We start from the raw sequence: 26,583 nt of genomic DNA on the forward strand, positions 1-26,583 counted from the left end.
GCGGCGTCACCGGCGCCGCATATCGAGTGGTGGTGTCACTCCGAGAGGGAGAATCCGCCGGTCCAGGAGGTCTTCTCGCCGGCGGCGAGGGTGAGTTGCAGGAAGCCGAGTGCCTCCAGCTCCCGGGCCCGCTTGAGGCCACCCGCGTCCACGGCTCGCAGCCCGGCGGCACTGATCACACCGACGAGCACCGCCTTGGCATCCGCGTCGTCGCCGGCGAGCAGCACGGTGGTCGGCCGCCCGCCCACCGTGCCGGAGGCCAGCGTGGCGGCGAAGTTGGTGTTGAACGCCTTGATGACGCGTGAGTCGGGCAGCGCGGCGGCGATCTCGGCGGCAGCCGAACTGTCGGCCGGGACGGTCAGCGAGTCGAAGGTCGCGAAGTCCAGAGGGTTCGTGATGTCGACGACGACCTTGCCGGCCAACTGCGCACCGCGCTGGGCGATGACCTGCTCGACTGCCGGGTACGGCACGGCGAGTACCACGATGTCGCCGCCGACTTCCCTGTCCACGTCGGAGCTACCGATCAGCTCCACGGTGTTGCCGCCCTTGCCGGCCAGCCCGGCAAGGGTCTGGCCCATGTTTCCGCTGCCAATGATGCTGATGTGCGCCATGACGACTCCCAGTTGGTTGTAGCTACAACAGGTTGTTGCTACAACCATGCCACGCCGAATCAGTTGTAGCAACAACTATTTTGGTGGCATACTGAGCGCATGGACACGCGATGGCTCACCCGGGAGCAACTGGTGGCATGGGTGCGGCTGGCTGCCGTGCTGGAGTTGCTGCCGACGGCCCTGGACGGCCAGATGCGGCGCGACGCTCAGCTGACGCACTTCGACTACTACGTGCTCGCCCTGCTTTCAGAGGCGCCCGAGCGCACGATGCGGATGGCCAAGCTCGCCCACAGCACCACGGCCACCCTCGCCCGGCTCTCCCATGTTGTGCAGCGTCTGGAAGGCCGAGGCTTGCTGGAACGCGTTCCCTGCCCGGGAGACCGCCGCGCCACCGACGCCCGCCTCACCGAAGCCGGCTTGCGAAAGGTGCAAGAGGCCGCCCCGGGTCACGTGACCTTCGTGCGAGACCACGTGATCGATGCGCTCACACCTGACCAGGTCACCCAACTCGCCGACATCACCCAAGCCATCCTGCAAAGGCTCGACCCCGACGCCAGTCGGGCCGACATTTACGGGTCGTACGACTCACTCGACTAGCCTCGCGCTTTTCCAAGTGTGAGAGGTGGCCGCAGGCCCTGCACAAGCGACTTGTCCGATGTTCGGTGTGCGCTGATCGAGCCGGTGGTCTCGGCACGGAATGCGCATCATCCGTCTTCGGTGGGAACCAGGGCCGCTGCGATCGGAGGGCCCGAGCCGGGTCATGATCGACAAGCGGGGCTGGGAGTGGACGTCCTGGGCCTGGTCATCGTCGTGACTGTGCATGCCGCCAGCGCCCTGCCAAGCCTGAAGATCCTACGTCGGTGCTGGTCGGCTGAGCCCGAGGAGGGGCAGTGGCTGCTCGAAGGGGCGGAGAGGCGTCTGGCGGAGCCCGGCGGCGATGTTGGTGTGGTCGGCGGTGCGGAGCTGGCTGATCGGGAAACCGCGGGGGTGCCGTGTTCTCCGGCCAGTGTCCGGCGCGGATCCTGGAGGCGTCCGGGCGGAAGGCGTTGTCCCGCACGAAGTGGAGCCGGTTTTCAATCGACGAGGAGACCGAAGAGGGCACGGCCGACCTGGAGGGCCCGGGGATCTCCTCCGACGCCGTCCCCCATGGCCTCGACCGCTTCTACCGAGCGGACAACAGTCCTCACGCGCGGGAGCGCCCGCGGCCGTGGTCAGGGAATCAGGACGATCTTGCCCCGGGTGTGCCGCTGCTCCAGCTCCGCGAAGGCGTCGGTCACGCGGTGGAGCGGGTATGTGGCGGCGATCGGAGGTTCGACGGCACCCGAGGAGACCAGACCGACCAGCTCCACCAGGATCTCGCGTGCGGTCGCGTTGTGGCGGCCGTCCGTCCGGGCACCGATCTCCGCCGCACGTTGCATGGCCACCGTCGTCTGGATGCGGTCCGGCTTGACGCCGAGCTCGACCGCGAGGTCGAGGTACTCCGGGCCGTAGAGGTCGATGAACGCGTCGATTCCATGGGCCCCTGCCGCGTGCTCAAGCCGCTCGCGAAGGCCGTCTCCGTACGGCACCGGGATCACGCCGTGCTTGTCCAGCCACTCGGCGTTGGCCGACGAGGCGATGCCGAGCACGCGCACGCCCCGAGCGGTGAGCAGCTGCACGAGGAACGAACCGACCCCGCCTGCGGCGGCGGACACCGCGACCGTCTCCCCGGGCTGGGGAGCGACAGCGCGCAGGGCCGCGTAGGCAGTGGCGCCGGCCATGTGCAGGGAGCCTGCCACCTCCCAGCTCACCTGAGGCGGTTTGGCCACCAACTGGGCCGCCGGGACGGCCACATGCGTCGCCTGCGTGGCTCCACCTGGCGTCCAGCCCAGCACCTCGTCGCCGACGGCCACCCCGTCCACCCTGGCGCCGATGGCGGTGACGACCCCGGCCAGGTCATTGCCTTGAGCCGACGGGAAGGTCACGGGGAACAGATCCCGGATCACCCCGGAGCGGATCATCGTGTCGAAGGGGTTGATGCCGGCGGCACGGACCTCGATGACGACTTCCCCAGGCGTTGGTTCGGGCATCGGAACGTCGGCTATGTACAGCACGTCACGCTCGCCGTACTGGTCGAAGCGCACAGCCTGCGCGGTTCGGTTCATGTCTTCTCCGTTGAGTGTCGGGTCGGCCCGGGAAGGCCGGGTGTGGCTGACGTCTTTTGCACGTCAGGGGATGATGACGGTCTTTCCCGTGGCGTGGCCGGCACGGGCCTTGGCGATGATGGCCGGGGCGTCGGCGAGCGGGACTTCGGCGTCGATACGGACGCGCAGCCCACCAGTGGCGGTAGGTTCGGCGAGTGTTGTCAGCGTCTCGGCGGTGGGCTGGTTGCCGAGGTTGATGCCGAGGATGCCGCGGGCGGCCAGGGCGTCGGGGTCGGTGGCGTAGTTGGTGCTGACCAAGGTGGAGCCGCTGCGGAGCAGATCGGCCATCGGGCTGATGTCGCCGCCGGCCGGGGTGACGAGATCGATGACGGCGTCGATGCCCTCGGGGTGCGCGGCGGCCACCTGCTCATGAGTGGGGGCCAGGGTGTGGTCGATGACGGTGTGGGCGCCGAGACCGCGCAGGTGGTCGGCCAGGCCGAGGCTGCCGGTGGCCAGAACGCGGGCTCCGGTCCGAGCGGCGAACTGGATGGCCGACTGGCCTACTCCGCCGCTGGCGCCGTTGATCAGAAGCGTGTGTCCGTCGGAGAGACGTGCGGCCTGGACGGCCTGGTGGGCGGTCACGCTCGCGGTGGGAAGCGCGGCGGCAAGCGTGAAGGAGAGGCCTTCGGGGATGGGGGCGATGCTGCCCTCCTGCTCGGCGAGGGTGTACTCGGCGTAGGAGCCCTGGCCCTGGAGCAGGCGCATGAACTGGCCGTAGACGCGGTCCCCTGGGCGGAAGCGGGTGACGCCGGGACCCGTCTTCTCGACGACGCCCGCCGCGTCCGAGCCCATGACCAGGGGGAAGGTATGCGCTACGGAGTCCTTGAGGGCGCCGTCCGTGACCTTCCAGTCGAAGGGGTTCACTCCTGCGGCATGGACGCGTACAAGGATCTCGCCTGGGCCAGGCTCGGGAGTGGGCAGGTCGACGAGCTCGGGCTGGGCTCCGAAATCGGTGACGACGACGGCTTTCATGCTGGTGCCTCTCTCGGCCGGTGGGGTGTCGCGTTGTCAGCGCCTGGGAAAGGGAGCCGGTGGGGTGGTGGCTGTGGCCTAGGTCTCCGGTGGCCCGGGTTTCCGTCAGGTGCAGGGGTCGGCCAGGGTCGCTGGGGGAGTGTTCGGTGCCGACGAAGAAAGGCGCCTCGCCGTTGCCGATGAACATGGGGCGGCAACGAGGTGGAGTCCGTCGGCGGGGCTGGGTGAGGAGCCGGTCGTGGCCATGTCCGTCACCCTTGACCAGCAGCCGACGAACGCCGCGGGCCTTGAGGTCCGTCAGCACGTAGGAGAGTTCGGGCGTGCTTCCGGCGTCGACGGTCGTGGCGGCTACACCGGGGCGGCGACGGGCCTCGACGGTTCCCCGGTGGTCGCAGTAGACGAGCCGGTCGGTGCCTTCCGTGGCGAAGGAAGCAGCCTCCTGCGGGTCTAGGCCTGCGGAACGGGGCAGTACGACTCGAGCGGGGCATGCCGACCGTCCCAGTGCGGGGCGCTCAGCGCGCCAGCAGTTGGAGTGCACCCGTAGGCGAGGGCTGTTCGAGCGCAGTGTGCCTGCCCCGATGAGGACGGCATCGGCCCAGGCACGGAGGATGTACGCCCGCTCCCGGTCCTCGGCGTTGAACAGTACGAGGTGCTGGTCTTCGGTGTCGTCGAGGGACATGGCACAGGAGAGCACCACATACGGATGTGCGGTCATGGGAGTGGCCGTTGCGAGGGTCAGTCGAGCACCGGCGCGAGGGCGATGGTGTGTCGGGTGTGCTGGACCTTGGCATGCAGGTAACGCAGGTTGCTGGGCGTGGTGTGCACGCCCGTGGGGACGGTCCGGGCGACCGAAAGGCCGAGGTCGTTCAGCTGCTGCGCCTTGTCGGGGTTATTGGTGAGCAGCCTCAGCTCGGTGATGCCGAGGGCGGCGAGCATCTGGGCGGCGGCCGTGTAGTCGCGGGCGTCCTCGGGCAGGCCAAGGGCCAGGTTGGCCTCGTAGGTGTCCAAGCCCCGATCCTGTAGGGCGTAGGCGTCGAGCTTGTTGTAGAGGCCGATGCCGCGGCCTTCCTGACGGAGGTAGAGCAGCACACCCCCTGCGGTGGATATGCGCTCGGTGGCCTCGCGTAGTTGGGGTCCGCAGTCGCAGCGGACGGAGCCGAAGATGTCACCGGTGAGGCATTCGGAGTGCAGACGCACCAGTGGGGTGGCAGCGGCTGCCGGCTTTCCCAGAACCAGGGCGACGTGCTCGGCGCCGTCAGCCAGGCCGTTGAACGTGATCACCTCGGCGGTCACGTGGTAGCCGTCCGAGAAGCGCAGCGGAATACGGACCCGGGTGCGCACGGTGGCGGCGGTGCTGGTGGTCATGGCGTCTCCCGTGGCGACATGTTGTTCAAATTTGAACTCTCACTCATGACGATAGGATGGAGTTTCAATTTGAACAATAGGGAGAGGTGTGACGTGGGCCATGCGCGATGGCTGAACGACGAAGAGAAGCGTGCCTGGAACGCCTTCAACACCGCGCACGCGCTGCTGTACCGACGGCTGGAGCAGAGGCTCAAGAGCGACGTCGGCCTGTCCGGCCTGCAGTACGAGATCCTCGCCCGACTCAGCGGGACCCCGAACCGGGAATTGCGGATGGCTGAACTGGCCTCCGCGCTGGTCAACTCCAAGAGTGGCCTGACCTATCAGATCGGGCAGCTGGAGAAGTCCGGGTTGGTGTGCCGGCGCTCCTGTCCAAGTGATGAACGCGCGGTCTACGCCGTGCTTACCGACGCGGGCATGGCTCTGCTGGAGCGGGCGGCGCCCGGCCATGTGGAGCTGGTCAGGGAATTGTTCATCGATGTGCTTACATCTGACCAGGTGCGGGCGCTCGCCGACGGGCTCGACGAGGTCAGCCGCCGCATGACGGACGGATCCGGCGAAGCGAGCCCTCCCGTGGCCGATGGGGCCGCATGCTCGATCTCTGGCGCTGAAGTTGTTGCCGACCTCGGCGTGTGAAGGCCTCGCTCATCGCGCATCCGAGCGGCCAGTGCCCGTCCGCGCCGGCCCCCTGCCTGCCGCTATGGAGTGCGCTGTCGAATGAAGCGGTCGGCTCGCTGGTCGGTGAGCCGGGCCTGAAAGACGGCGAGAGTGACCGTCCACCTTCAGGGCAAGATCAATGCCGCAGTATCCGGCAGCAATGGCGGCGACACGCACGCGCGCGTGTTCTTCACCATCGCCATGCCCAGGCTGCGGCGCATGGTCCTCGGCCCCGACAACAGTCTCGATGACCTCGGCGCGGACGTCGCACAGGCTGCAGGCGGTGGGTGGGCTTTCCGGACGAGAGTCGTCGTAGGACCGACATACGGCACCTGCGACGCACGCGGGCGTGCGAAAGGTCCGTGAGTGACACGGGTCCCGGCCGTGGATTTATGCGCTCATGGATTCGAGGAGCTGGGCGAGGTCAGCCCGAACGGCGCCCCCGGGTCGCCGGGTTCCGGGGGTGAGGATGTGCTGCAGGCGGCGAGGTGGAAGCCGGTTCGCATCCGTCGGCGGTCGGGAAAGGGACGCCCCGGGTGGGGCTGCTCTTGGCCACGGCTGATGGCACTGGGCCTCAGCTGGGTCGTGGGGGCGGTGCCCCGTCGGCGGATTGGGCAGGTTGACCTGTTGGCGAGCGACGTCAACGAGTGCGGAAGGTGCCTGAGAACATCACCACCGCGCGACATCATTCCAATTTGAACTATGATGGCCTTGTCTTCGGCGTGTGCAGTGTGTCGTGGGGCACGGAAGGAGGATCCCGCATGGCTGAGGTTGCTATGAAGCGGCGCAGCCGGATTACGCCCGAACGTGAGGCCGCGTTGTACCAGGTCGTGCTCAGTCTGCTCCGGGAAGTCGGCTACGACGCCCTCACCGTGGAAGCCGTAGCCGCGCGCACCCGGTTCAGCAAGGCCACGCTCTACCGCCAGTGGGGCGGCAAAGCCGAACTGGTGGTGAAGGCCCTCCAGCATGGCAGGCCGATCCGCATCGACGATTGCGATACAAGCACACTCCGGGGCGACCTGCATGCTCTGGTGGCCGCGCAAGGGGGCCACGCTCAGCAGCAGAACTCCGCGCTGATGCGAGGTTTGGCCACGGCGATCCCCCGTAACTCGAATCTGCGCGATGCGTTCCGAGAGCAACGAGTCGCCACAGAGGCGGCGACATTCCACCGCCTGCTGGAGCGTGCCGCGGAACGGGGAGAGATCCGTCTCGACGTTGCCGCCTTGCCCTATGCGGTACACATGACGCTCGGCGCACTCATCGCCCATGCCATGCTCAGTGAGCAGTCGTCGACCCAGGCTGTCCTCACCTCGTACATCGATGCCGTGGTCCTGCCCGCTCTCGGCGTTCCCTCCACCGACTCCCTGGCCAGCCGTGACGCAATCACTCAAGCCGCCGGGCCGACCACCCCAGCCTGCCGGGAAACGTGAAGCCCCTCAAATAGCAACTCTGGAGTGCCCTGGTTGGTTTTCGGACCGGCAAGATGCGCACGGGTGACCGTCGTCGATCCAATTATCCGGTGTGCCGGTGCGGTACTGAGCGGAATGTATTGCCGAACACGGTCACCTTTAGACCCTCTGCCGCCATCGGCGGGCGCGCGTAGGTGTCCCAGGTTTCGGAGAACCTGGCATGCCGCGAGAGGACCTGGACCGTCTTCGGGTCGTGGTGGCCCGGCCCGCCGAGAGTGGAGGTGTAGAAGCGCTTGAGGTGGTGGAAACGGGTGCCTTCGGGGAGGGCGGCCAGGGCGACGACCCGCCCCCACTTCAGATTGAAGTCGCTGCCCTGAACCGGCCTTCCGTGACGGTTCGTCACGAGAAGATCCTCTTCGGCCGATTCGGCGCGATCGCGAGCCCGAGGCTTGCGGGCGGCGTCCCGGAAGGCCAGCTCCGACTCCGAGAAGCGGGTCACGTGTGCTGCCAGTCGCTCGATCAGGAAATGATCCACGGGCAGCGTTGCGTAACTGGACTTTGTTTTGAGTGGCGCGGCTTTGCCGCGCTGCCGCTGCTCCTGGACGTAAAGGAGATCCTCCCGCCAGCCGACACGTGTTCGTGTCAGACCCAAGGCTTCGCCTACGCGCAGTCCTGCGCACGCGCCGAGCCACACCAGGACTTCGTAGCGTGGTTCGATCTCCCGCATGGCAGCGGCGGCTGCAGCCACCTGCTCGGGGGCCAGGGCGACTTCATGGCTCTCTTCGATCTCGGGAAGCTCGATGCGGGACACGATGTTTGCGGGCAGCGGAATGTCCTCGTCCATCATGTAGTGGATGAGGATGCGCCACGTCTTGAAAATCTGGACAATTGTGCGGGCTGATCTGAGGCTGGGTTTTTCCAGCAGATGATCGACGAAGGCCATCGAATCGCGACGCCGCAGCGATGCGGGCAGGTGATTTCCCACGAACGGGATAATGTGATTGCGGAGGTGGCTCTCGTAGGTGTTGATCGTGCTGGGTCTCTTATTCTTCTTCCGTTTGCGCTCGATCATCTGCGCGCCGAAGAATGAGACCCGTGCACCGCGCACCGGCTGGCTCTCGCCCGTCGCGGTCGCGTCTTGGGCCATCAGTTCCCCGAGCCGGTCGAGGGCTTCCTGCCAGGTGTCGAACGATTCTCTGCGTTCTTTCCTGAGGTGATCGACATATCGGGCCTGCCAGCGGAGTCCCCGTCCGTGGTCCGCTGACGGGTAAAGGGGGCGGTTCCTGGTCCCGCACTTGCAGGGTGCATCGCCTCGGTGGGGTTTCGGGTACGACTTGTGCCATCGGTCGAATGGCAGCGTCGGCTTGGCCATATGTTCTCGTTCACTGCTGCCGCGTTAGGGCCCTACCGCCGCGCAGGGGCTGCCCGTTTGTGCCGAGCGAGGTGCACGGGTGAGTGGCGCCGTAGCCGCGGGGGCTGCTCGTGTGTGCTCACGTGCAGGATTTCCAGCCCGAGGCTCGATTATGCACAGCTGTTCATGGTTCTGGAGAAGTTGCGCGAGTGGTGTCGCTGTGTGCCAGTACGCGAACCCTCACCAGATCCCCGACTCCTGTCCCTCGGTATGCAGATTCGACGCCTCAGGGAAGGCCGGGGATACAGCTTGGAACAGCTCGCAGAGCGCAGCGGGTTGAGTTTCCGTGGACTCATCTATATCGAGCATGGGCAGCGCAGCCCGAGTGTGCTGACGCTTCTGGATATCGCTGCTGGGCTCGATGTAGAGCCGGGGGAACTCGTCAACCACATCACCCGGGAGGAATCCGGCAAGCCCGGGTCTCAGTAGTCCGGGGGTAATCGAACGTCCGCGAATTCTTCATGGGGTGTGGTGAGTTCGTAGGGGCTGTTGGGCGTCGCGTTTCTTCCTGAGATCCACGCAGGCGGTGCGCGTGAACCCGCCGAGGCGCCCAATCCGCGCCCCCATCAAGTGACCGTGCGCGCAGGTGCCTTCCTGCTGTCAGTCGCGTCGGTCGCGAGGGTCCACCATCCTCTTCCTGCCGCGCGCCGCGATGACGGTCCAGCCCTGCTGCTGGAGTTGGGTATCTGACGTGTTCATTTCCAGCCCTGGGAGTGGATTCTCCTAACGAGACACAAGTGGTGTGACGAATCGTATGATGCGTCAGAACCGCGTAGGGTGGGGTACTTGAGGCGGTTGCAACCGCCTGGGCCATCCGGGGCCAGGGCCGCATTGCTCGGGGGACGTCGTTGTACCTTGCCTGTCTGTACGCGGAGAACTTCCGGATCTTCGGTTCGACACCACACAAGAACGGCGACACGGACGCCAGTCTGAGCCTGGACTTCGGTCCCGCCACGAACGTCCTCGTCGGCGAGAACGACAGCGGCAAGACAGCCGTCATTGACGCGATCCGCCTGTGCCTGCTGACCACAGCGGCTGACTATTACCGGATCACGCGCGACGACTTCCACGTCGGACCAGGCGGCCGCGCGGACGCCTTCAAGATCACCTGTGGTTTCAAGGACCTGACGACCGAAGAACAAGCGGTCTTCCTGGAACTGCTCACCACCGACGACGACAGCAACATCGCGCTCTACGTCACCGTCAAGGCGGAACTGATGGACCCGCTGCGCCCCCACCGCGTCTCGGTGACCACGCGCACCGGCCGCGACGGGCAGGGGCCGGCTCTGGACGGTGCCGCCCGCGAGCTGTTGAAGGCTACCTACCTGCGCCCCTTGAGGGACGCCGAGGCCGAGTTGCGCTCCGGCCGGGGATCGCGCCTGTCACAGATCCTCGCCGGCTACCCGGCCATGCGCGCCCAAGGTGACGACGACTTCGACGAGGAGTCCGACAGCGCCAGCACCCTGGTCGGCATCATGCGCCGCGCGGAACGGCACATCAGCGACAACGAGGCGGTGGCCCAGGCCCGCGACGACATCAATGCCGGCTACCTACAGAAGTTCTCCATCGGCTCCGACGTCCTGCGCGGCGAGATCGGCGTCGCCGGCGACGCCACGCTCGCACGAGCGCTGGAGCGGCTGGAGCTCACCCTGTTCGCGGGCAAGGGGGAGTGGACCAGACACGGGCTGGGCTACAACAACGCCCTGTTCATGGCGGCCGAACTGCTCCTTCTCGGCAACAGCGCGTTCGCACCCCTGTTGCTGATCGAGGAACCCGAAGCCCACCTCCACCCGCAACTGCAGACCCGCATCATGGACCTTCTGCGGGAACGCGCCGACGCCAAAACGGCTGGGAAACCGCCCGTCCAGGTCATCCTCACTACCCACAGCCCCAACCTGGCCTCGGCCATCCCGGTCGAACACCTCACCCTCGTCGCCCGTGGATCCACCTTCCGCCTGGCACCGGGACTGACCCGCCTCGACGAGGGTGACTACGCCTTCCTCACCCGCTTCCTCGACGTGACCAAGGCCAACCTGTTCTTCGCCCGCAGCGTCGCCATCGTCGAAGGCGACGCCGAAGCCATCGTCCTGCCCGCCCTCGCCCAGGCGGTCGGCCGATCGTTCAACGAATGCGGCGTGAGCGTCGTCAACGTCGGCGGCGTCGGTCTCTTCCGCTACAGCCGGATCTTTCAGCGCGACGCCGAGCAGATCCCGGTCGCCGTGGCCTGCATCCGGGACCGGGACCTGGTTCCCGCCGGTACCTCGGAGGAGATGCGCAAGAAGCTGAAGTGCTCGGCGGAGATGACCGCGCAGCAGATCACCGATCACGTTGCCGCACTCAAGGCAGAGGACAGCGGCCACGTGCGCACCTTCGTCTCCGACCACTGGACGCTGGAGTACGACCTGGCCGCCGCCTCCTGGACCATGGCGACCCTCATGCACCAGGCCGTCCGCGCCGCCGTCGCCTCCAAAACCACCTGGCCCACCGCAGAGAAGCTCGCCGACCTGGACCGTGCCGCGCATGAGGAGGTCAAGAAGTGGCGAGAGAGCAACGTGCCCCTGGAAAAGGCGGCCTTGGACATCTATGAGCCGCTGCGCATGAACCGGGGCAGCAAGCCGATCGCCGCCCACCACGCGGCCCGGCTCCTGCAGACCACACCCGTGACCGAGGACGATCTGCCGCCCTACCTCGTGGCCGCCTTCACCTACCTGTGCAGCGAGGTCTGAGCGATGACGGATCTCTACGCACCCGACGTCTTCATCAAGGACAAAGTCGAGGCACTCGCCCAGCAACTCGGCCTCGAACTGCCGCACCAGGAACAGTGGGACTTCATCCAAAGCGCTGAGCGCCTGGACCTGCAAGCAGCCCCCGGCTCGGGCAAGACCAGCCTGGTCGGGCTCAAACTCGCCCTGCTGGGCCAGGGATGGAACTCACCGACCCGCGGCATCTGCGTCCTGTCCCACACCAACACGGCCAAAGACGAGATCAGCAGCCGCCTCGCCATCACACCAGCCGGACGCCGACTGCTGCAGTACCCGCACTTCATCGGCACGATCCAGTCCTTCACCAACACCTTCTTCGCCCTGCCCGCCCTCCGAGCCCGCGGCATCGAAGTCCAGGCCGTCGACGACGACACCTACGCGGCCACGGCCCTGCGCCTGCTGGAACACCACCCCGCCTTCCGCACGCTGAACACCTTCCTCGGAAAGCGCCGCAACGGCCCCGCACTCGTGTCGGAAGCCCGCTACGTGTGCGACGCCGGAAAGCTCACCACGACGGGACCGGACGGCACCCAGCCGTTCAAGCCCGACACCCCCAGCGGCCGGCAGTTCGTGGCACTGAAGGAGAAGCTCACCGCGCAGGGCATCTTCCGCTACCACGACATGTTCACCCTCACGGAGCACCACCTGTTCCACCACCCACAGCTCGCCGAAGCCGTTGCCCACCGTTTCCCCTTCGTCCTCCTGGACGAGATGCAGGACACCAGTGACCTTCAGCAGCGCCTGCTCGACAAGGTCTTCGGCTCCCCGAGCACGGTCGTCCAGCGCGTGGGCGACGTCAATCAGCGCATCTTCACCGACGGACCCAGCGAGGCGCAGCCGTCGTCGTTCCCACTGCCCCACGCCGCCCAACTCCCCGTCAGCCGCCGGTTCGGCAGCAAGGTCGCCGCCCTCGCCAGCGACCTCACCATCCACCGCCGCCAGCGCATCGACGGCGCCGGCCACGACGGGACGATCGCCCTCCTGCTCTTTGACGACAACACCGTTGGCGAGGTCGTGCCGGCCTTCGAATGCATGGCAGCAGCCACGGTCCCCCGTCCTCTGCTGCTCGACAGCCCGCCGCGCGTTCTGGGATCCCGCCTCACCCGGGGCGGCGCGAAGGCCTTTCCACAGTCCGTCTCCTGCTACGTGCCCGGCTTCACCGCCGTGCCCAGCCAGGCAATCGGCAGTCTCATCACATCGGCACGCGTCGCCCAGGCACACCGGAAAGCCGGCGACAATCACGCAGCCGTCACACTCCTGTGGAACGCAATCCGTGACGTCGCCCGACTCGCCACCTCAGGCAGCCTGCCCCCGTTGAGACGCCTGGACCGAGACCCGGAAACCGCCGGAGGCAGGACACGCCTCCTCCTGCACGACATGCTGACGAGCCCCCTCGACAGCCACGCCGAGTGGGCAGTCATCACCGCCCGGCTGCAGCGGGTGCTGACCGACCTGACCCAGAGCCCCCTGAAAGGCGTCGCACGCCTGACAGATCCCCTCGCACACGTCCCCTGCACTGACCAGCCAGCCCCAGTGGCTGAAGCGTCGGCGGATGCGGATCACGGGGTGGTGCCGTCAGTTGCGGGATCGATCCAGAGCGCTAAAGGCGAGACTCACACGGCCACGCTCATCCTCGAATGCCTGGAACGCGGCGGCAAGAAGTACGACGTGCACGAGGTCCTCGGACTCTTGAGCCGACAACAGGACGCCTCCAAGGCACTGGTCACGGTCCAGCGTGCGGCGCAGCTCCTCTTCGTGGGAGCCACTCGCCCCACCCATCTGCTCGCCTTCGCCGCGCACCGCACGAGAGCCGAACCGTACGTCGAGGCGATGACAGCTCGCGGTTGGTCCGTTCACGACATCAATGCCCTCTGAGCGGCTCCGGGCCGTGCTCCTGCAGTGGACCGGGCCTCGCAGCAGCCCGCCGGTAGTTACGAAGGAGGGCTATGGCCGTGGTTGCGGTAGGGCACCTCGTCCGGATGCAGCCGTAGCCTCGCCAGTCGCCACGCGGCGTCTGCAGAGATCTCGTGGTGTCGGGTCTTGCGGATGCGGTGGGCGAGCAGGCTGGTGCGCGGGGCGAGGAGCCAGCGCAGCAGATTCAGGCTCACTCTGCTTCCTCGGCGGCGGTGACTTCCTCGGAGAGTTGCCGGTGGCCGAGAGTGGTCATCGCGCTGCCCAGGATTTTCAGGAAGTCGCGTGCGTTGTCTTCAGTGAGTTTGTTGATGAAAGTGTGCAGCGTGCGGGCGACGAGTACCCAGCGGGAATCTGGGTGCCACTCATGGATCTGTTGTACAAGCTCTTCGGGGTCGCTTCCCTCGGGTGGGCCGCCTAATCGGGGGGAGCGCTGGATGAGCGTGTACAGGCGTGCAGCGGATGGGTTCGCGAGAAGTTCGTTGCGGAGGAACTCCATGCGGGCGCGAGCCTGACGGCGGTCCATTTCGTCGAGCTCGAACTCATGACGGGCTCGTTCCATCAGGCGGGCGCCTTCCGCTGCGTCGTCGTCGACACGCAGGGTCGCGCTGATGTTGAGTAGTTCAACACCGTCACGGTCGAAGGGCAGTTGGTCACGTAGCGCCGCTGCGAGTTCCTGCTCCGCCGCACCGACGCGGAGCACCGATTCGCTGGCCAGCTGCTTTTCCACCAGGAGGCGGGCAGTGCGGCTTGCTGCATGCCGGGCGTCCGGGTTGGTCGGACCCTGCGCTGAGTGACGCCATTCGACGCGGATGGCCGCATCGAATGACAGGCCTGCATCACGGCTTCCCGGCCGGTCATGAAAGACGGATGTCCACGTCTGGCTGCTGGACTCGGAAGTGTGGTTGCGGCGCGTGCGGCGTCGCATCATGCGGATTCTATTTCGTTGTCGGCTTGAGCCAGAGTCTGCTGGAAAGTCTCGATGATGCCGTCATCGAGGAGTTGCGCGAGCTCGGTGTACACGGCGCGGTGGGCCAGCCCGGCGGATGGGAGCTCGATACGGCCTGCCGATTGTTCGAGCGCTGCGGCCTTGGCCCATTCCCGTGCGATCGCCCGCAGCCGGTCGCGGGCGTTCTCGCCTGATGTTCCCGTCGGGTCAGAGAGCTTCACCGCTGTGCTGAAGATCTTCAGCACGTCAGCATGGACGTGCGGATGGCTGAGCGCCGCATCCAGCCACAGACGCACGACCGCCGATGCCTGACCATCCCTTTCGAATCCTTGCGTGCCTTGGAGGAGGGCTCGCCAGCCGACGATGAGATCGGCTACGGGAGCTGTGAATTCCGCCTCGTCGCTATGGGGGAGGAGGGCCGGGAGCGTAGGAGCATCGGGGTGTGTCGACTCGGCCAGAGCCCTGAACGCTTCCTGCCCAGCCTCCAGTTTGGTCCCGCCGTCTCTGCACCAGTCGATGACGTAGCCGAAGAGAGTCCTGCGCGCGCTTGGATCACTCCACAGGCCGTGCACGGCCTTTTGGAGCGCTTGACGCACTTCCACGTCTTCCGAGCCAGCCGCATAGCGCAACCGCCGCAGCGCCTTGCCGGTGTAGAGGACGCCGAACTCCCCGGCACACACCTCCACGGTGGCCAACTGCTGCGCGGCGTTGTCGGTCCTAGCCCACTGCAGCAGCATTTCGTGGATATAGGAGCTGCTGGCGGGCTGCAGGCAGGCTGATGTGAGGAGTTCTACAACCGTTGTCCAGAGCGGTGTGTTGTGCCAGCGCCAGACCAACTGGCGCAGGGGTTCTTGCCGGCGATGACGTACAGCCCATCGCAAGGCGAAGCTCCCGATGCGCTCGGCCATCGCTTGCCGTTCTGCGTCAGTGAGCGTTTCGAGCGCTGCTTTGGGCTTCTTCAAAGGGGCATCGGCCAGCCACTCCAGGAATTTCACCCGTGACAGGGGTCGGTCCACCCAGAAGTACTCCAGTGCCGCGTCGTCCCATTCAGGGCGGTTGAAGGTGACGGTGTCGTCGGCCTGCAGTTCGGCCCCGATCGAGTCGACCATCTCAATCACGCCAGGATCCTGCTGCCCCTTCAGGGATGGGTCACCGTCTCCGAAGACGGATGCCAAGGTGGCCGTGCTGGCGTAGACGTGCGCAACGGACGCTCCACGCAGGGTGGCGCAGGCCAGCAGGAAGTTGCGCTGGAAGCTCGTACGGCCGGACTCCTTGTGCCAAGACAGGAGTTGGGGACGCCAGTTGTTACGGGCCGCGATGACGCTGAGGACCTGTCGGTCGAAAGGCGTGTCGGCGCCGTTCTTCCGTTTACGCGCCAGGGCCTCCAGGTTGGGCAGGCTGCTGTCGCGTGCATGGTGCGCGTCCAGAATGAGACTGACGATCTCCAGGGCCTCCACCGGGGGCTGGCCGTTCAGCAAGGCGACGATGTCGTCATCGGTCAGCCAGCGATCGACCGGTAGGTCAGGCGGCCCCTCCGCGCTCAGCCATTTGTGGGCGATCTCCAACGGCGACGGCGCCCCCAAGGAGGGTTTGATCCCGTCGGGTGCACTGTCACCTACCCGGCGCCACTGCTCGGGTGTGGTCAGCACCACGAGCCGGGCACCGCGACGTTTCAGCGTGTACTGCAAACGCTCGATCGTCGCACCGAACGTGCTGGCCACCTTGAAACCGTCCTCATCGGGCGGCAGTTCGAGTAGGTAACCGCGGTTCTCCACCTGTGGTAGGCGGCGCAAGGGAAACTCCAGACCACCGCCGAAGCCGAGCGGACCCACACGCACGGCCGGAAACTCATGACGCAGCTCCGCGAGGAGCGCGCACGCGGTGGCCGTGCGACCTGTGCCCGGCTTCTGAGCTAGTACCACAACAGAGCCGGGATTCCTCCACCGCTGATAGACATCGTCGAACGAGTCGCCTCCCTCTGGGCGCACGTAAACGGTGCGGAGTGCATCAAGGTAGGTGTCCGAAAACTCGTTGTGGTCAAGCGGGTTCTCGAAACTCGCGTTGACCTTGAGGACGTTCATTTCGCCCAGGTTGAGCAGAGCCATCTGCCGAAGACGCTTGACCGCCTCTGTGTCCAATAGGGACTTGAGACGCTCCTGCAGCTCGTCATCCAGGTGCAAGCTCGCGTCCGGCGGTAGCGTGGCCGGTGTATGTGGCGCGTCCGTGGGCTCTAATGCACCGGCATCGTCCCAGCGTGGGCCTTCGGATTGCTGACCGTTCTCGTGAGGGAGCCCCAGCCCATAGTCCTGCTGATCAGTCACCCGTACCCCCGTGGTGTGCCGCTCCCGGAATCCGACTTATCCTGCGAGCGCTATCCGAGAGTGCCGTCGATTTCGAGTGCAGTGAGCTCGCCGCCCTGGCGCACAACCTTGGTCCGCTGCTCGATGTCGGCCGACGCCTCGGCGGTTACCCGCCCAACCCTGACCGCGCGGACCACTCCGTCTGCCTCGACCTCTTCAACGCTCTGCCTCACCCGCACACCTGGCGCAGAACGTCGTTCACCGACGAAAGACAGAGACTGTCCGTAGATCGTTTCCAGGTCGTCTCGTAGCTCGCTCATGGTGTGTAGCAGGTGCTCGTCATCGACCCGAATCAAAGTGGGATTGCGGTGGTAGACAGCCAATTCCCGGGCGACTGCTTCAAGCCGGTGAATCCGCGCCTCAGTCAGTTCCTCGTCGCGGATGGACAGCGGAACCGAAGGTTCAGCTAGGACTGGACTTGCTGTCGAATCGACTGAGGCATCGGGGTTATTTCCACCGCGACGGTCGAGAACGGCGCCGAGACGTCCGAAGAGGAACGCGAATATCTGCGGCATGGCTGAAGTGGCCACTGTCGCTAGCGACAGCTGATCTCCCATTGCATCCCCCGAACAGTGAACTTAGGTCACGGCAAGGCCGCAAGATCTCATCAAGGCTACGAGTGTCCATGAGCCGGAGACAAAGGTGTATTCCCGCCAAACATGTAGCCGTCATATTCAGTCAAGGGAATTTGTGTTCCCGGTCCCGGCTCTAGATTCGCACGAGCGTTCTTGATTTGTGGTGTGGGTCAATTGCTGTGCTGTCTGAGGTTGAAGTGCGTCGGCGGTGACGATCCTTCGGCGTGACGGAGGGAAGGGGGACTGGGTGACGACGGGGTAAGTGGCCCGAGTGAATGGCGCAAAGAGTGCGCTGAAGTCGCCCGCAGGGGGCTCGTAGGGGCAGGTTGTTCGCCGCGTACCTGGCTGTGCGCGTCGGTGAGCCGCTGGCCCTTCCCCTGCCGCTTGGACGTGGGAGCCGCCGAGTTGCTGGCTGGCGGGGTGGTTAGGTGTGTTTCATGCTCCTCGACACGCCGGAGTGGTTCACTCTGGCGCATGAAATACTGGTCGTGGTGTAACTTCCTCATCGTGAGTGAACACCAGGATGTCATCGCGGAGTTCGGCGACGCCGGTCTCCTGGCTGGCGCGCGCTGGGCGTATCTGGCGGCTACCGCTCGGGCTCTGGAGACGTACTCCGAGGCCGACGGTCACGACGCGGCCTTGCTGGGCAGCCTCAGGTACACGTTGTTCCGTGATCGCCTCGACCGCGTGTTCGCTTGTGAGCGTTACGCGGTGCGTTCCGGCAACGACGACGCCGACCTCGACCTGTTGTACGACCAGCTGTCGGAACGGGACGTCGACTCCATGCCGCAGCTGGATGCGGGGCTGGTGCGACGAGCCGACCTCAATGGCAGCCCCGGCTGGGCGCACGGTGAGCGTCGATTCCTGCTCGCCTCATGTGACTTCGGAGAACTTGACCGTCTGCCATGGCCCCGCAAGAGCCCGACCAAGCAGCAGGTAGCCAGGCAGCGCACCCCCGAGCCACCGCAGCCCTCACTGTTTGAAGTTTTGGAGGCAGAGGAGTTCGGCGGCCTGGAGATGCTGGCGACAGAGCCGGAACTGGACCTCGAAACGTACGTCGTGGCCCACAGTCTCGACCCCCTCAGCGGACGGATTGAACTGGTTCTCGGGCGCCCTCGCCTCAATACCGGCGGGGGACAGGCATGGCACTGGCGGCACGACATCCTCAGCACACCGCCGTCAGACGGTGGACGCCGCACGGATGACACGCCGCTGCCGACCGGGCCGAGCACGGTGCCGGATGCACCCGTTCGCCTGCGCCGGCCCATGGAAGAACGCCCAGGCAACCGTGCTAGTGGTGAAGGGTGAGTTCTCGTACGTCTACGCTCGACCGGGCGGCGGAGGTCGCCGCGCTCTTCGACAGTGCCCGTCTCAAGATGGCGAGGCACCTGGCGGGCTTGCGCAAAAGCGATCTAGCCGCTCTGGTCGACAAAAGCCCAACCGCGGTGGCGGCCTGGGAGTCCGGAGCCAAACGGCCTACCCCCGCCGCAGTGGCGCAACTGGCACTGAGTCTGTCAGTCGACCCTGGGTTCTTCGCGATCCGTGCAGAGGACGTCGCCGCCCTCTGCACGGCACCGCACTTCCGCTCGCTCCGCTCCACCAGTCAGCTGGCCCGAGACCAGGCCTACGCCTACGGTCAGCTCGCCGTGGACATCACGAACAGCCTTGAACGGCACGTTGAGTTCCCGGATCCTGCCGTTCCCAGCTACCCCGTGCCAGTGGACGACCCAGACGGCGACGGCCCGGAACGTGCCGCTCAACTCCTCCGCCAGGAGTGGGCGATGGGGGACGGACCTGCCGGACACATCGTCAGGATGCTGGAGAACCACGGCGTGCTCGTGGTCTTCAGCCCCCCGCAGACAGCGTCAGTGGACGCCTACTCGTTCGACAGCAAACTGCGCCCCGTGGTCGTCCTCAACCCAATCAAGCGGGACTACTATCGGCAGCGCTTCGACGTCGCGCATGAGCTGGGACACCTGATGATGCACAGCGACGCAGAGCCCGGCGGGCGCATTGTTGAGGCCCAAGCCCATCGCTTTGCTGCCGAGTTGCTCATGCCGGCCGACCAGATCCGACACCTGCTTCCCGCCACCATGGGCGGCACCGCGTGGCAGACACTGGCCCGGCTCAAAGAGCAGTGGGGCGTCAGCATCCAGGCACTTCTGTACCGTGCGCGATGGCTCGGCAGACTCAGCGACACGTCCTACCGCAACGCCATGACGACCATTTCAGCCCGTGGTTGGCGCCGGAACGAGCCGGGCTTGATCAGCGCTATCGAGCAGCCGTCCCTCTTGCCAAGAGCTGTGGAGTTGCTGACGCAAGAAGGCATCGACGAGTCTCAACTGGTGACCCAGTGCCGCATGCCGACGGAGCTGTTCCGCACGGTGACGTCCCGGACGCCGGACAGCGAATCGCCTACCCCGGCGCCGTCGCCAGACAGCCGCCAGCAGGCGAGCGGACGAGTGGTCTCCCTGCTGGAACACAGACGGCGGCCCTAGCTCCCCAAAACTGCGCAAAAGTAACACCGGCTCTCATGGGGAACGCAGCTGGAGCAACCTGATCGTCACTGTCCACTGACGTCCAGCCCCTTTCGTCTCTCGTCCTTCGAATCGGGCGGATAGCCCTTGGCGCGCAGCCAGCTGTCGAGGGCGAGCGCGACGATGTCGCCGTGAGGGATGTCGGTGTCGGCGTTGCAGCGCCGGATGCGGCGCTGGAACTGGAGGACCTCGGGGACGGCGTAGTTGAGCTGCCCGCGTTTTGTCTGCCGGTTACTGATGACGTCCATGGTGTCGGCGTGCGGCGTGAGGACGTCGTCGGACGGCTGGAACTCGGCGTCGAGGGCGTCGGCGATTTCACGTAGTCGGGTGGCATAGGGGGAGCGATCAGGCACGAGAGCTGCTCCGGTCGGTCTGGCTAGGCGGATAGCTATCCGCCTACTGGGCTATTGGAATAGTCGGCAGGGGCGGCCGCACCCCGACATGGGGGCGGCCGCCTCGTGTACTGCGGGCGGGTTCAAAACCCGCGGGCGGTGAGCCACTCGTCCAGCGCGACGGAAACGATGTCGCCGATGGGCAGGTGGTCGAGTTCGTTGTCCAGGGCGAAGCGTTTGATCCGCTTCTTTAGCTTCAACGCGGCGGGGACCGACGAGTCGAGACTCTCGCGTGTGATGATGCGCTGGTTGAGGACGACGGCGGCCTCGGGGATGTTCTCGGGACGACCGGGACCGTGGGCGTAGGGTGCCCCCTCACTGGGCGCCTCCTGCGCCCGAGCGTCCTGCGCCTGATGGGGCGCAGGACCGTCGGGCCTGAACGGGAACGCCGTACCGGCCGCCGCCGGAGGGACCGCCGGGCGGATGGCCACCTCGGCGGTCGGTGCCGTGCCAGAAACTGCGGACGCGGCGTGGGACGGGCTGTGCTGCCCACCGGGTTCGGCTGCTTGATTGGGCTGCCTCCCAAGCACTCCAGACTGGGGAGCCGAAACCACTGGTGGCGGCTGCCGCTCGGCCAGCCCGTCGGCGGATTCCGTCCCCGCCTCGGCAGCCTCGACGGTTTCTGTCAGATCCTGAGCCGGTGCCTCGAAGGCAGCGGCCGCAGGAGCGTGCTGAACCCGCGGTGTACCAGCGCCAGCCGCTTCGCCCTGCGCGGTGGCCTGTTCGGCGGCGAACTGCTCGGGGGTGAGCTCGGCGGTTGGGGGAGGGGGTGGCGGGGTCGTCTTCTTGGCCCCGCCCAGAGTGCGACCGCCGGTGCGGCGGGCCGGCGGCTTCGGCCTCTCGTTCTTCTCGCTCATGCGGTGAGTTCCTTCATCAGGTTGGCGTATTCGCTCAGTTCGGTGGGGATCTCGCCGAAGGCCTCCATGTAGTGCACCCAGGAGTGGATGGTGGTCTCGGCGAGCGGGAACGGCTCGTCGCGGTCCGGGCCGATGCCCTCGCCCTCGGCGGGCTCCAGCAGCTGCTCCTTCGCCCGGCCGGGCAGGCTGGTGCGGTCGTCGGCCTTGACCATCACCACATGGGCGGTGACGTCGTGCTCGTTCCGGGCGGCGGCGCGCTCGGCCTCGTCGAAGGTGGCCACGAGCTTGCGGCGCTCGATCTTGGTGGGGGCGACCGGCACGAGCAGCAGGTTCGCCTCGGTAACAGCCTCGTGGAAGATGCGGGCGCTGCCGCCGCCGGCGTCGACCACGATCGCGCCGAACTCGGCACGCTTGGTGCGGATGTACTCGGCGATGTCGTCGAACGGGTAGCGCTCGACCACCAGGTTGGCGGGGATCTCGAAGTCGGCGGCCTGGGCGACTTTGAACCAGTCGTAGGCGGACTGGCTGGTGGCGTCCGCGTCCAGGAGCAGGGTGGGCAGGTCGAGGACGACGGCGTAGTAGAGGGCGATGAACCAGGCGGAGGTGGTCTTGCCGGTGCCGCCCTTGAGCATGCCGACCACGATCACGAAGGCGTCCCAGGCGCTGGCCGTGGCCGCGGCCAGGGTCTTGGTACGGGTGTTCTCACTCACGTGTGCTTGATCTCCTGAATCGGGAAAGGTGCGTTGACTTGCGTGCGTCGGCGAGAAGGCCGACGTTCGGTGGCGGCTGAGCGCGGGCGAAGGAGGACCCCGAGCAACGCTGTATCCGGGATGGCTTGCCATCGGTCCCGCGGTCTGTCGGGCCCGGCCGGGGACCCGTGCGGGGGCGCTCATGGCCGTTTCCTTGGGGTGCGGGCCGGGCCGTGGTGGTGCTTGGGCCGCATGGGGGTGCCCGCTTGGTGAAGGAGCCGGTAGACGGTGCCGATGGAGTAGTTGCACTCCGCGGCGAGGTCCGGCACGGTGGCGCCGGCCTCGTACCGAGTCCGCAGGGACTTCGCGAGCTTCATCCGCCGTGTGGTACTGGCTGCGGAGCGGATACGGAGCGTCTGCTGGGTGGTGCGGGGCGTGCCGCCGGCCTCGATCAGCAGCCGCCGAGCCACACGTCGCGTCACAGACCCGGCCGCAGCCAACTCCGCGAGCGTGGCGCCCTGTTGCTCGTAGAGGCGGCGCAGACGGGCCGCGAGGTTGCGGCGGGCTTGCCCGTCGCGCAGCCGTCGCGTCTGCCACGAGGAGCGCATCACGGTCCCGGCCTCGTGCAGCCGGTTGAGGACCGTGCCGTACGACAGGCCACTGCTCGCCGCGAGTTGGTCCACGGTGGAACCGGACTCGTACTGCTCCCGCAGTGCTTGCGCGGTGACCTGATCGTCGTGATCGGCCCTGGGTCGAGGGGGTGGGTTCACGCTGCGGACTCCCATTCGCTGCGGGCTTCGGCATGGGCGGCGGCCAGCTCGTCGTAACTGCGCTGGTCGGCGGGGGTGATGAGGATCAGCCGTCCATCGGTGGCGATCCGCCAGTCGGGAGCGGCGCTGCCGGTGACCGGATCGAGGACACAGCCGTCCGGGGCGTGCCACGCGGTGGGAACCTCGTCGGGGCGTGGCGCGGGAACCACGACCTGGCGCCCGTCACGGACGATCACCACGGCCTTGCTGCGGTGCTCCGACAGCCGCTCCAGCGCCCGTTGGTACGCCGCGCGCTCGGCGGCGTGCACCGCCTTGCGCCGGGACGCGACGCCCGCGGTCCCGTGCCGCGTCGCGACTGCGTCCCAGCCGCGGGCCGGCTCGGAGATCTCTTCGGCCGCAGCCCCCGGAGGGCGGTCACCGAAGCCCTCCAGAGCATGAGGTGCCAGGGTCCAGGTCTCACCGCTGTGGTGGACAAGGCCGTGGTCGGCCAGGCGCCGCAAGGTGCGGTAGAGGGTGGCGCGGGAGACGGAGGACGAACTGACAAGCTCGGCGACCGTCTGCGCCGCACGGACGTGCAGTGCACCGATGATCACCAGTGCGGCGCTGCCGAGACCGCGGTGGGCGAAGGCGTCGTGGCCCATCAGCTGGCCGATGACGGTGGAGTCGAAGTCGGCCGTTGTGCCCGTCTCAGGGGTGGGCCACTCCTCAAGTGCCAGGTCGGGGGGGTACTGAGTGGTCCGGAAACGAGATTGCGCTACGGGGATGCTGTGGCGGTCGGGGCTGCCCTCGGCGAGATACCAGGTCGAGCCTTCGCGGCCGTGGCCGACGCGCAGACGCCGCAGCCAGCCCCGCGGTTTGAGGACGGTCTCGTAGACGACCCGGAGGGTGGTGCGGGATATCCCCGCTTCCTCCGCGGTCTGCCGCTCGCTGGCGTGGTGCAGGGGACCGCCCGCGATCTCGGCGAAGTTCAGATGCGCCCGCAGGACCCGCAGCGCGGTCCGCCCACGTTCCCCACGCCAGGGCGTCGTCTCGATGCGGTCGCGCAGCGCGGCGAGAACCTCGTACGCGTGGTGCCGCGATTCCAGCACCGTCGTGCTGCTGACCGCGGCCAAGGCGCTGGCCCATACCCGGCCGATGTACGCCAGGGCACGTGATTGCCCGGAGCGCAGCGCGATGCTTCGGGCGTGCCGCCCGCCTGAGTGATCGGGGTGCAGCAAGAGCTGGGTCAGCTGGTCGACGGTGCCGCTGGCGCGAGCGACGTGGCAGGCGATGGCCGCCGTGATGCGGTGCCCGTGTTCGGCCGCTCCCTGACGGTTCCCGCGCAGGGATACGCTCTGGCCGTCGGAGGCGAGCTTGCTGTAACTGCCCGCCGCGTAGCGGCCGGTGAGATCCCCGAGCAGGATGAGATCGGCTGCAGCCGTAGGCAGCTGGTGAAGACCCAGTCGCTCGCCTGGGTGAAATGGCCGTCGGAGAGAACCTGTCTGGTAGGTGCTGTGTGGCACTGTGGAGCCGTCCCGCAAGGACAGAGACGCCACCCAGGCCCGCTAAAACCACGGGTGGTGTCCGGTACCGACCTCCAATCGGTGCCAGCGAAGCCTCCAGGATGGCCATCCTGGAGGCATTCGTATGCCTGGCTCCGGTGCTGGAGGCAGGCGTCCCCATCGCGGCTCGACCGAGATCGATTCCGGGTGCCGTCAGCGGCTACACAGCCTGATCAACGCCGTCTGACCTGGGCCGACTCGGACCAAACAGAGGGCGAATGCCTCTGATCGGCTCCGAGCAGCTCGGTTCGAATCGGGGTCGAATCAGAGCGGTTTCCTCTGACTGCCTCCGGTCGCCTCTGCAACCCGACCTAGCAGGTCACAGCCGATCCGGCCCGAAAAGGTGCAGGTCAGGAAGGTGTGTCAGGAATACCCGGCGTACAGCCCGACTCGTCTGCCGCTGTCCGATCCGGTGCGCCGCGTCCCCCTCGGCGGTCTCGGCGGCATCGTGCCGTGGAACTTCCCGGCCCTCCTGGCGGCCGAGAAGTCCATCCCGGCGCTGCTCGTCGGCGACTCCATCCGCGACCGCTCATCCGCGGAGCGCCACAGCCGTGCCCCGGGCAGCCCCGCCCCGTGTTCGATTAGGTACCCGATTACGTAGTTCTGCCGACGTCGGCCAGCCCGGTGGTCCGTAGCCTCCGCTAGCGGGTCGATGAGTGAGGGACGGAACTGTTGGACGGCGCGGGGCGGTTGATCGATGGGCGGTTCGAGTTGGTGGAGCGGCTCGGGGCCGGGGGTATGGGGACGGTGTGGCGGGCTCGGGATGTCGCTCTGCGGCGCGATGTCGCCCTGAAGGAGGTCCGGCCCGTCGACCCGCGTATGGCCGAGGCGGACCCCGGGGGCGTACGCGTCCAGCGTGCGCGGGTGCTGCGCGAGGCCCGTGCCCTCGCGCGGCTCCGGCATCCCCAGGTGGTGACCATCCACCACATTGTGGAAGAGGAGCCCTGCCCCTGGCTCGTCATGGAGTTCGTGCCCGGGGGCTCGCTCCAGGCCCGGCTGGAGAAGGACGGGCCGCTGGAGCCCCGCCAGGCCGCCCGGGTCGGCCGTGATGTGCTCGCCGCGCTACGGGCCGCCCACGCCGCCGGCATCCACCACCGCGACGTCAAACCGGCGAACATCCTGCTGCGGGAGGGCCCGGCGGACAGCCCTGTCGCCGTGCTCACCGACTTCGGGATCGCCGGGCTCTCCGACGCGTCCCCGCTCACCGGTACCGGGGAGTTGATCGGCTCGCCCGAGTACATGGCCCCGGAGCGCATCCGGGGGGCCGACGACGCCCCGGCCGCCGATCTCTGGTCCCTCGGCATGACCCTGTACGTCTCGGTCGAGGGCACCAGCCCCATGCGGCGCGGCACCAGTCTCGCCACCCTCGCCGCCGTACTCGACCAGCCGGTACCGCCCCCGGCCCAGGCGGGCCCCCTCGCCCCGGTCCTGTCCCGCCTCCTCGTCACGGACCCGGACGCCCGCCCGGACCCCGCCGAGTTGGATTCCCTGCTCGCCGACGTGGCCTCCGGCGGTGGCACGAGGGGTGATGCGAGTGGTGGTACGAGGAGAGCGGGGGCGTCGTCGTCGCTCGTCTCAGGTGTGGGGCGCGATACCCGTGACACCCGTGACACCCGTGACATGTGCGGTAACCGCGACGCGACTGAAGCGGGCGTTCCGCCCTCCTCCCGTCCCTCCACCCGGCCGCTCCCCGACCCCTCCGACACGTCCCCCCGACGTGACTCCCGGCGCTCGCGCGTACCGGTCATGGCCGCCGCCTCCGTCGTCGCCGTGGCCGTGGTCGCGGCGGCCTCGTACCGGGGGCTGATGTCCTCCACCGACACCGCCGCCTCGTCGCCCGACGGGGCCGTGGCCACCGCGACGGTCACCGCGACCGCCACGGGGCCGTCGGCGAGCGGCACCGGCGCCCAGCAGAGCCCCGGCGCCGAGGACGAGGCCGAGGACGGGGCGGACGAGGCAACCGGTGCCGACTCCGAGGACTCAGGGGATTCCCAGGGTTCGAAGGGGAGCGGCAAGGACTCCCGGGGGCAGGGCACGGCTGCCGACGGCGGTGCCGCCTCGGAGGAGACCTCCGCCGGTGGCACGGAGGACGACGACGATGCCGCCGCCTCGCCCGCCGCGATCAGCCCGGAGAGCTTCTCCGGCAGTTGGATCGTCAAACTCGACCAGACCTGGGCCGACTCGGGGACCGCGCAGCGGGATCAGCACCTTGAGGCCGCGCGGGCGCAGGTGCCCGACGCGCAGGTGCTGCTCAGCAGCAACTTCCAGTCCATGGGCTCGGGTTACTGGGTGATCTATGTGCCCCGGTCGTTCGACAGCGGTACCGCCGCGATCGAGTACTGCGCGACGCTCGGGCGCACCACCAAGGGGTCCTGCATGGGCCGCTACCTCAGCCATGACTCCGCGCATCAGCCGCTGATGTGCGAACCGGACGGGGAAGGCGGCACCACCGGCCGTTGCACGGGCCCCTGACCCTGAGACGGGGTCCTGGCACCGGCTCCGATACGGAACCCGAGCGGATTCTTCGGGTCCGCGAACACCCCGAACGCCAGGCCGCCTGGCCGGAATCCGCCCCCCGGCGCCGGGTCCCATGGCCGACGTCCGCCCCAAATGTCGGGTCACGTATCTGAAACCC

The 26,583-nt window shown here is 67.3% G+C and carries 24 protein-coding genes and 1 pseudogene; 10 read left to right on the forward strand and 15 right to left on the reverse strand.

From position 1 onward, the window contains the following. Positions 1 to 35 precede the first annotated feature (35 nt). Positions 36 to 611 carry an NADPH-dependent F420 reductase gene (locus ACWD4G_RS18630; RefSeq protein WP_451294629.1) on the reverse strand — a complete coding sequence of 192 codons (576 nt, stop codon included), beginning with the start codon at positions 609 to 611 and terminating at the stop codon, positions 36 to 38. Positions 612 to 710: 99 nt separating this feature from the next. On the opposite strand from ACWD4G_RS18630, the gene ACWD4G_RS18635 reads away from it, so the two are divergent. Beyond that, the gene (locus tag ACWD4G_RS18635; RefSeq protein WP_451294631.1) at positions 711 to 1,208 is read left to right on the forward strand and encodes a MarR family winged helix-turn-helix transcriptional regulator; all 498 of its coding nucleotides are present in this window, start codon (positions 711 to 713) and stop codon (positions 1,206 to 1,208) included. A 614-nt stretch (positions 1,209 to 1,822) separates the two neighbouring features. Here ACWD4G_RS18635 and ACWD4G_RS18640 read toward each other — a convergent pair. From ACWD4G_RS18640 to ACWD4G_RS18655, 4 genes and pseudogenes are all read right to left on the reverse strand, one after another. After that, positions 1,823 to 2,755 (reverse strand): NADP-dependent oxidoreductase, encoded by a 933-nt coding sequence (locus ACWD4G_RS18640; RefSeq protein ID WP_451294633.1) that lies wholly within the window; start codon positions 2,753 to 2,755, stop codon positions 1,823 to 1,825. Between the two features lie 63 nt (positions 2,756 to 2,818). Then, positions 2,819 to 3,766, reverse strand: coding sequence for an NADP-dependent oxidoreductase (locus tag ACWD4G_RS18645; protein WP_451294635.1), 948 nt, complete (start codon positions 3,764 to 3,766; stop codon positions 2,819 to 2,821). A gap of 286 nt (positions 3,767 to 4,052) precedes the next feature. Next, positions 4,053 to 4,481: pseudogene (locus ACWD4G_RS18650) on the reverse strand (dihydrofolate reductase family protein); the annotation flags it as partial. A gap of 20 nt (positions 4,482 to 4,501) precedes the next feature. Next, complete coding sequence (locus ACWD4G_RS18655; RefSeq protein ID WP_451294637.1) at positions 4,502 to 5,131, reverse strand: GTP cyclohydrolase II; 630 nt, start codon at positions 5,129 to 5,131, stop codon at positions 4,502 to 4,504. Positions 5,132 to 5,224: 93 nt separating this feature from the next. On the opposite strand from ACWD4G_RS18655, the gene ACWD4G_RS18660 reads away from it, so the two are divergent. After that, the gene (locus tag ACWD4G_RS18660; RefSeq protein ID WP_451294639.1) at positions 5,225 to 5,764 is read left to right on the forward strand and encodes a MarR family winged helix-turn-helix transcriptional regulator; all 540 of its coding nucleotides are present in this window, start codon (positions 5,225 to 5,227) and stop codon (positions 5,762 to 5,764) included. A gap of 782 nt (positions 5,765 to 6,546) precedes the next feature. Then, positions 6,547 to 7,215 (forward strand): TetR/AcrR family transcriptional regulator, encoded by a 669-nt coding sequence (locus ACWD4G_RS18665; RefSeq protein ID WP_451294870.1) that lies wholly within the window; start codon positions 6,547 to 6,549, stop codon positions 7,213 to 7,215. An 82-nt stretch (positions 7,216 to 7,297) separates the two neighbouring features. Here ACWD4G_RS18665 and ACWD4G_RS18670 read toward each other — a convergent pair whose 3' ends face one another. After that, complete coding sequence (locus ACWD4G_RS18670) at positions 7,298 to 8,566, reverse strand: tyrosine-type recombinase/integrase (protein WP_451294641.1); 1,269 nt, start codon at positions 8,564 to 8,566, stop codon at positions 7,298 to 7,300. 249 nt (positions 8,567 to 8,815) lie between these two features. Here ACWD4G_RS18670 and ACWD4G_RS18675 point away from each other — a divergent pair, with 249 nt between their 5' ends. The 3 genes from ACWD4G_RS18675 (at position 8,816) to ACWD4G_RS18685 (ending at position 13,242) form a co-directional block, all read left to right on the forward strand. Continuing rightward, entirely contained in the window at positions 8,816 to 9,034 is a 219-nt protein-coding gene (locus tag ACWD4G_RS18675; protein ID WP_229703783.1) for a helix-turn-helix domain-containing protein, read from the forward strand. Positions 9,035 to 9,453: 419 nt separating this feature from the next. Continuing rightward, positions 9,454 to 11,331 (forward strand): ATP-dependent nuclease, encoded by a 1,878-nt coding sequence (locus ACWD4G_RS18680; protein ID WP_451294644.1) that lies wholly within the window; start codon positions 9,454 to 9,456, stop codon positions 11,329 to 11,331. A 3-nt stretch (positions 11,332 to 11,334) separates the two neighbouring features. After that, positions 11,335 to 13,242 (forward strand): UvrD-helicase domain-containing protein, encoded by a 1,908-nt coding sequence (locus ACWD4G_RS18685; protein ID WP_451294646.1) that lies wholly within the window; start codon positions 11,335 to 11,337, stop codon positions 13,240 to 13,242. A 56-nt stretch (positions 13,243 to 13,298) separates the two neighbouring features. On the opposite strand, the gene ACWD4G_RS18690 is transcribed toward ACWD4G_RS18685, so the two are convergent. Genes ACWD4G_RS18690 through ACWD4G_RS18705 form a run of 4 tightly spaced genes read right to left on the reverse strand, consistent with a single transcriptional unit; the run spans position 13,299 to position 17,102 of the window. Continuing rightward, entirely contained in the window at positions 13,299 to 13,475 is a 177-nt protein-coding gene (locus ACWD4G_RS18690) for a hypothetical protein (protein WP_451294648.1), read from the reverse strand. Continuing rightward, the gene (locus ACWD4G_RS18695; protein ID WP_451294650.1) at positions 13,472 to 14,206 is read right to left on the reverse strand and encodes a hypothetical protein; all 735 of its coding nucleotides are present in this window, start codon (positions 14,204 to 14,206) and stop codon (positions 13,472 to 13,474) included. The genes ACWD4G_RS18690 and ACWD4G_RS18695 overlap by 4 nt, the downstream gene beginning before the upstream one ends. Next, positions 14,206 to 16,548, reverse strand: a complete 2,343-nt coding sequence (locus tag ACWD4G_RS18700; protein WP_451294652.1) for a hypothetical protein — start codon at positions 16,546 to 16,548, stop codon at positions 14,206 to 14,208. Before ACWD4G_RS18700 ends, ACWD4G_RS18695 begins: the two co-directional genes overlap by 1 nt. 50 nt (positions 16,549 to 16,598) lie before the next feature. Beyond that, entirely contained in the window at positions 16,599 to 17,102 is a 504-nt protein-coding gene (locus ACWD4G_RS18705) for a hypothetical protein (protein WP_451294654.1), read from the reverse strand. Between the two features lie 534 nt (positions 17,103 to 17,636). Between ACWD4G_RS18705 and ACWD4G_RS18710 the strand changes: the two genes are divergently transcribed. Both ACWD4G_RS18710 and ACWD4G_RS18715 read left to right on the forward strand, forming a co-directional pair. Beyond that, on the forward strand, positions 17,637 to 18,470 hold the full coding sequence (locus ACWD4G_RS18710) for a hypothetical protein (RefSeq protein ID WP_451294655.1): 834 nt from the start codon (positions 17,637 to 17,639) through the stop codon (positions 18,468 to 18,470). Continuing rightward, positions 18,467 to 19,660 carry a helix-turn-helix domain-containing protein gene (locus tag ACWD4G_RS18715; RefSeq protein ID WP_451294657.1) on the forward strand — a complete coding sequence of 398 codons (1,194 nt, stop codon included), beginning with the start codon at positions 18,467 to 18,469 and terminating at the stop codon, positions 19,658 to 19,660. The genes ACWD4G_RS18710 and ACWD4G_RS18715 overlap by 4 nt, the downstream gene beginning before the upstream one ends. A gap of 65 nt (positions 19,661 to 19,725) precedes the next feature. Here the strand turns inward: ACWD4G_RS18715 and ACWD4G_RS18720 are convergent, their stop codons facing one another. The 5 genes from ACWD4G_RS18720 to ACWD4G_RS18740 all read right to left on the reverse strand — a co-directional run bounded on the left by ACWD4G_RS18720 (position 19,726) and on the right by ACWD4G_RS18740 (position 23,942). Continuing rightward, a complete protein-coding gene (locus ACWD4G_RS18720) occupies positions 19,726 to 20,052 on the reverse strand; it encodes a hypothetical protein (RefSeq protein WP_384778495.1) in 327 nt (108 codons plus the stop codon). Between the two features lie 122 nt (positions 20,053 to 20,174). Then, a complete protein-coding gene (locus tag ACWD4G_RS18725) occupies positions 20,175 to 20,948 on the reverse strand; it encodes a hypothetical protein (protein WP_451294659.1) in 774 nt (257 codons plus the stop codon). Beyond that, a complete protein-coding gene (locus ACWD4G_RS18730; protein WP_451294661.1) occupies positions 20,945 to 21,658 on the reverse strand; it encodes a ParA family protein in 714 nt (237 codons plus the stop codon). The genes ACWD4G_RS18725 and ACWD4G_RS18730 overlap by 4 nt, the downstream gene beginning before the upstream one ends. A 179-nt stretch (positions 21,659 to 21,837) precedes the next feature. After that, positions 21,838 to 22,407 (reverse strand): helix-turn-helix domain-containing protein, encoded by a 570-nt coding sequence (locus ACWD4G_RS18735; RefSeq protein WP_451294663.1) that lies wholly within the window; start codon positions 22,405 to 22,407, stop codon positions 21,838 to 21,840. Then, positions 22,404 to 23,942, reverse strand: coding sequence for a helix-turn-helix domain-containing protein (locus ACWD4G_RS18740; protein ID WP_451294665.1), 1,539 nt, complete (start codon positions 23,940 to 23,942; stop codon positions 22,404 to 22,406). Before ACWD4G_RS18740 ends, ACWD4G_RS18735 begins: the two co-directional genes overlap by 4 nt. A 364-nt stretch (positions 23,943 to 24,306) precedes the next feature. On the opposite strand from ACWD4G_RS18740, the gene ACWD4G_RS18745 reads away from it, so the two are divergent. Next, entirely contained in the window at positions 24,307 to 24,549 is a 243-nt protein-coding gene (locus tag ACWD4G_RS18745; protein WP_451294667.1) for an aldehyde dehydrogenase family protein, read from the forward strand. 71 nt (positions 24,550 to 24,620) lie between these two features. Next, positions 24,621 to 26,420 carry a serine/threonine-protein kinase gene (locus tag ACWD4G_RS18750; RefSeq protein WP_451294669.1) on the forward strand — a complete coding sequence of 600 codons (1,800 nt, stop codon included), beginning with the start codon at positions 24,621 to 24,623 and terminating at the stop codon, positions 26,418 to 26,420. The last annotated feature ends 163 nt before the right edge of the window (positions 26,421 to 26,583 follow it).

The organism is Streptomyces sp. NPDC002643, from assembly GCF_053592555.1.

Bases quoted from the DNA above. Each gene is read 5' to 3' on its own strand.
- ACWD4G_RS18635 (WP_451294631.1), top strand. From the start codon at position 711: ATGGACACGCGATGGCTCACCCGGGAGCAACTGGTGGCATGGGTGCGG.
- ACWD4G_RS18655 (WP_451294637.1), bottom strand. From the start codon at position 5,131: ATGACCACCAGCACCGCCGCCACCGTGCGCACCCGGGTCCGTATTCCG.
- ACWD4G_RS18670 (WP_451294641.1), bottom strand. From the start codon at position 8,566: ATGGCCAAGCCGACGCTGCCATTCGACCGATGGCACAAGTCGTACCCG.
- ACWD4G_RS18645 (WP_451294635.1), bottom strand. From the start codon at position 3,766: ATGAAAGCCGTCGTCGTCACCGATTTCGGAGCCCAGCCCGAGCTCGTC.
- ACWD4G_RS18710 (WP_451294655.1), top strand. From the start codon at position 17,637: ATGAAATACTGGTCGTGGTGTAACTTCCTCATCGTGAGTGAACACCAG.
- ACWD4G_RS18675 (WP_229703783.1), top strand. From the start codon at position 8,816: ATGCAGATTCGACGCCTCAGGGAAGGCCGGGGATACAGCTTGGAACAG.
- ACWD4G_RS18630 (WP_451294629.1), bottom strand. From the start codon at position 611: ATGGCGCACATCAGCATCATTGGCAGCGGAAACATGGGCCAGACCCTT.
- ACWD4G_RS18685 (WP_451294646.1), top strand. From the start codon at position 11,335: ATGACGGATCTCTACGCACCCGACGTCTTCATCAAGGACAAAGTCGAG.
- ACWD4G_RS18705 (WP_451294654.1), bottom strand. From the start codon at position 17,102: ATGCCGCAGATATTCGCGTTCCTCTTCGGACGTCTCGGCGCCGTTCTC.
- ACWD4G_RS18640 (WP_451294633.1), bottom strand. From the start codon at position 2,755: ATGAACCGAACCGCGCAGGCTGTGCGCTTCGACCAGTACGGCGAGCGT.
- ACWD4G_RS18665 (WP_451294870.1), top strand. From the start codon at position 6,547: ATGGCTGAGGTTGCTATGAAGCGGCGCAGCCGGATTACGCCCGAACGT.
- ACWD4G_RS18725 (WP_451294659.1), bottom strand. From the start codon at position 20,948: ATGAGCGAGAAGAACGAGAGGCCGAAGCCGCCGGCCCGCCGCACCGGC.
- ACWD4G_RS18695 (WP_451294650.1), bottom strand. From the start codon at position 14,206: ATGCGACGCCGCACGCGCCGCAACCACACTTCCGAGTCCAGCAGCCAG.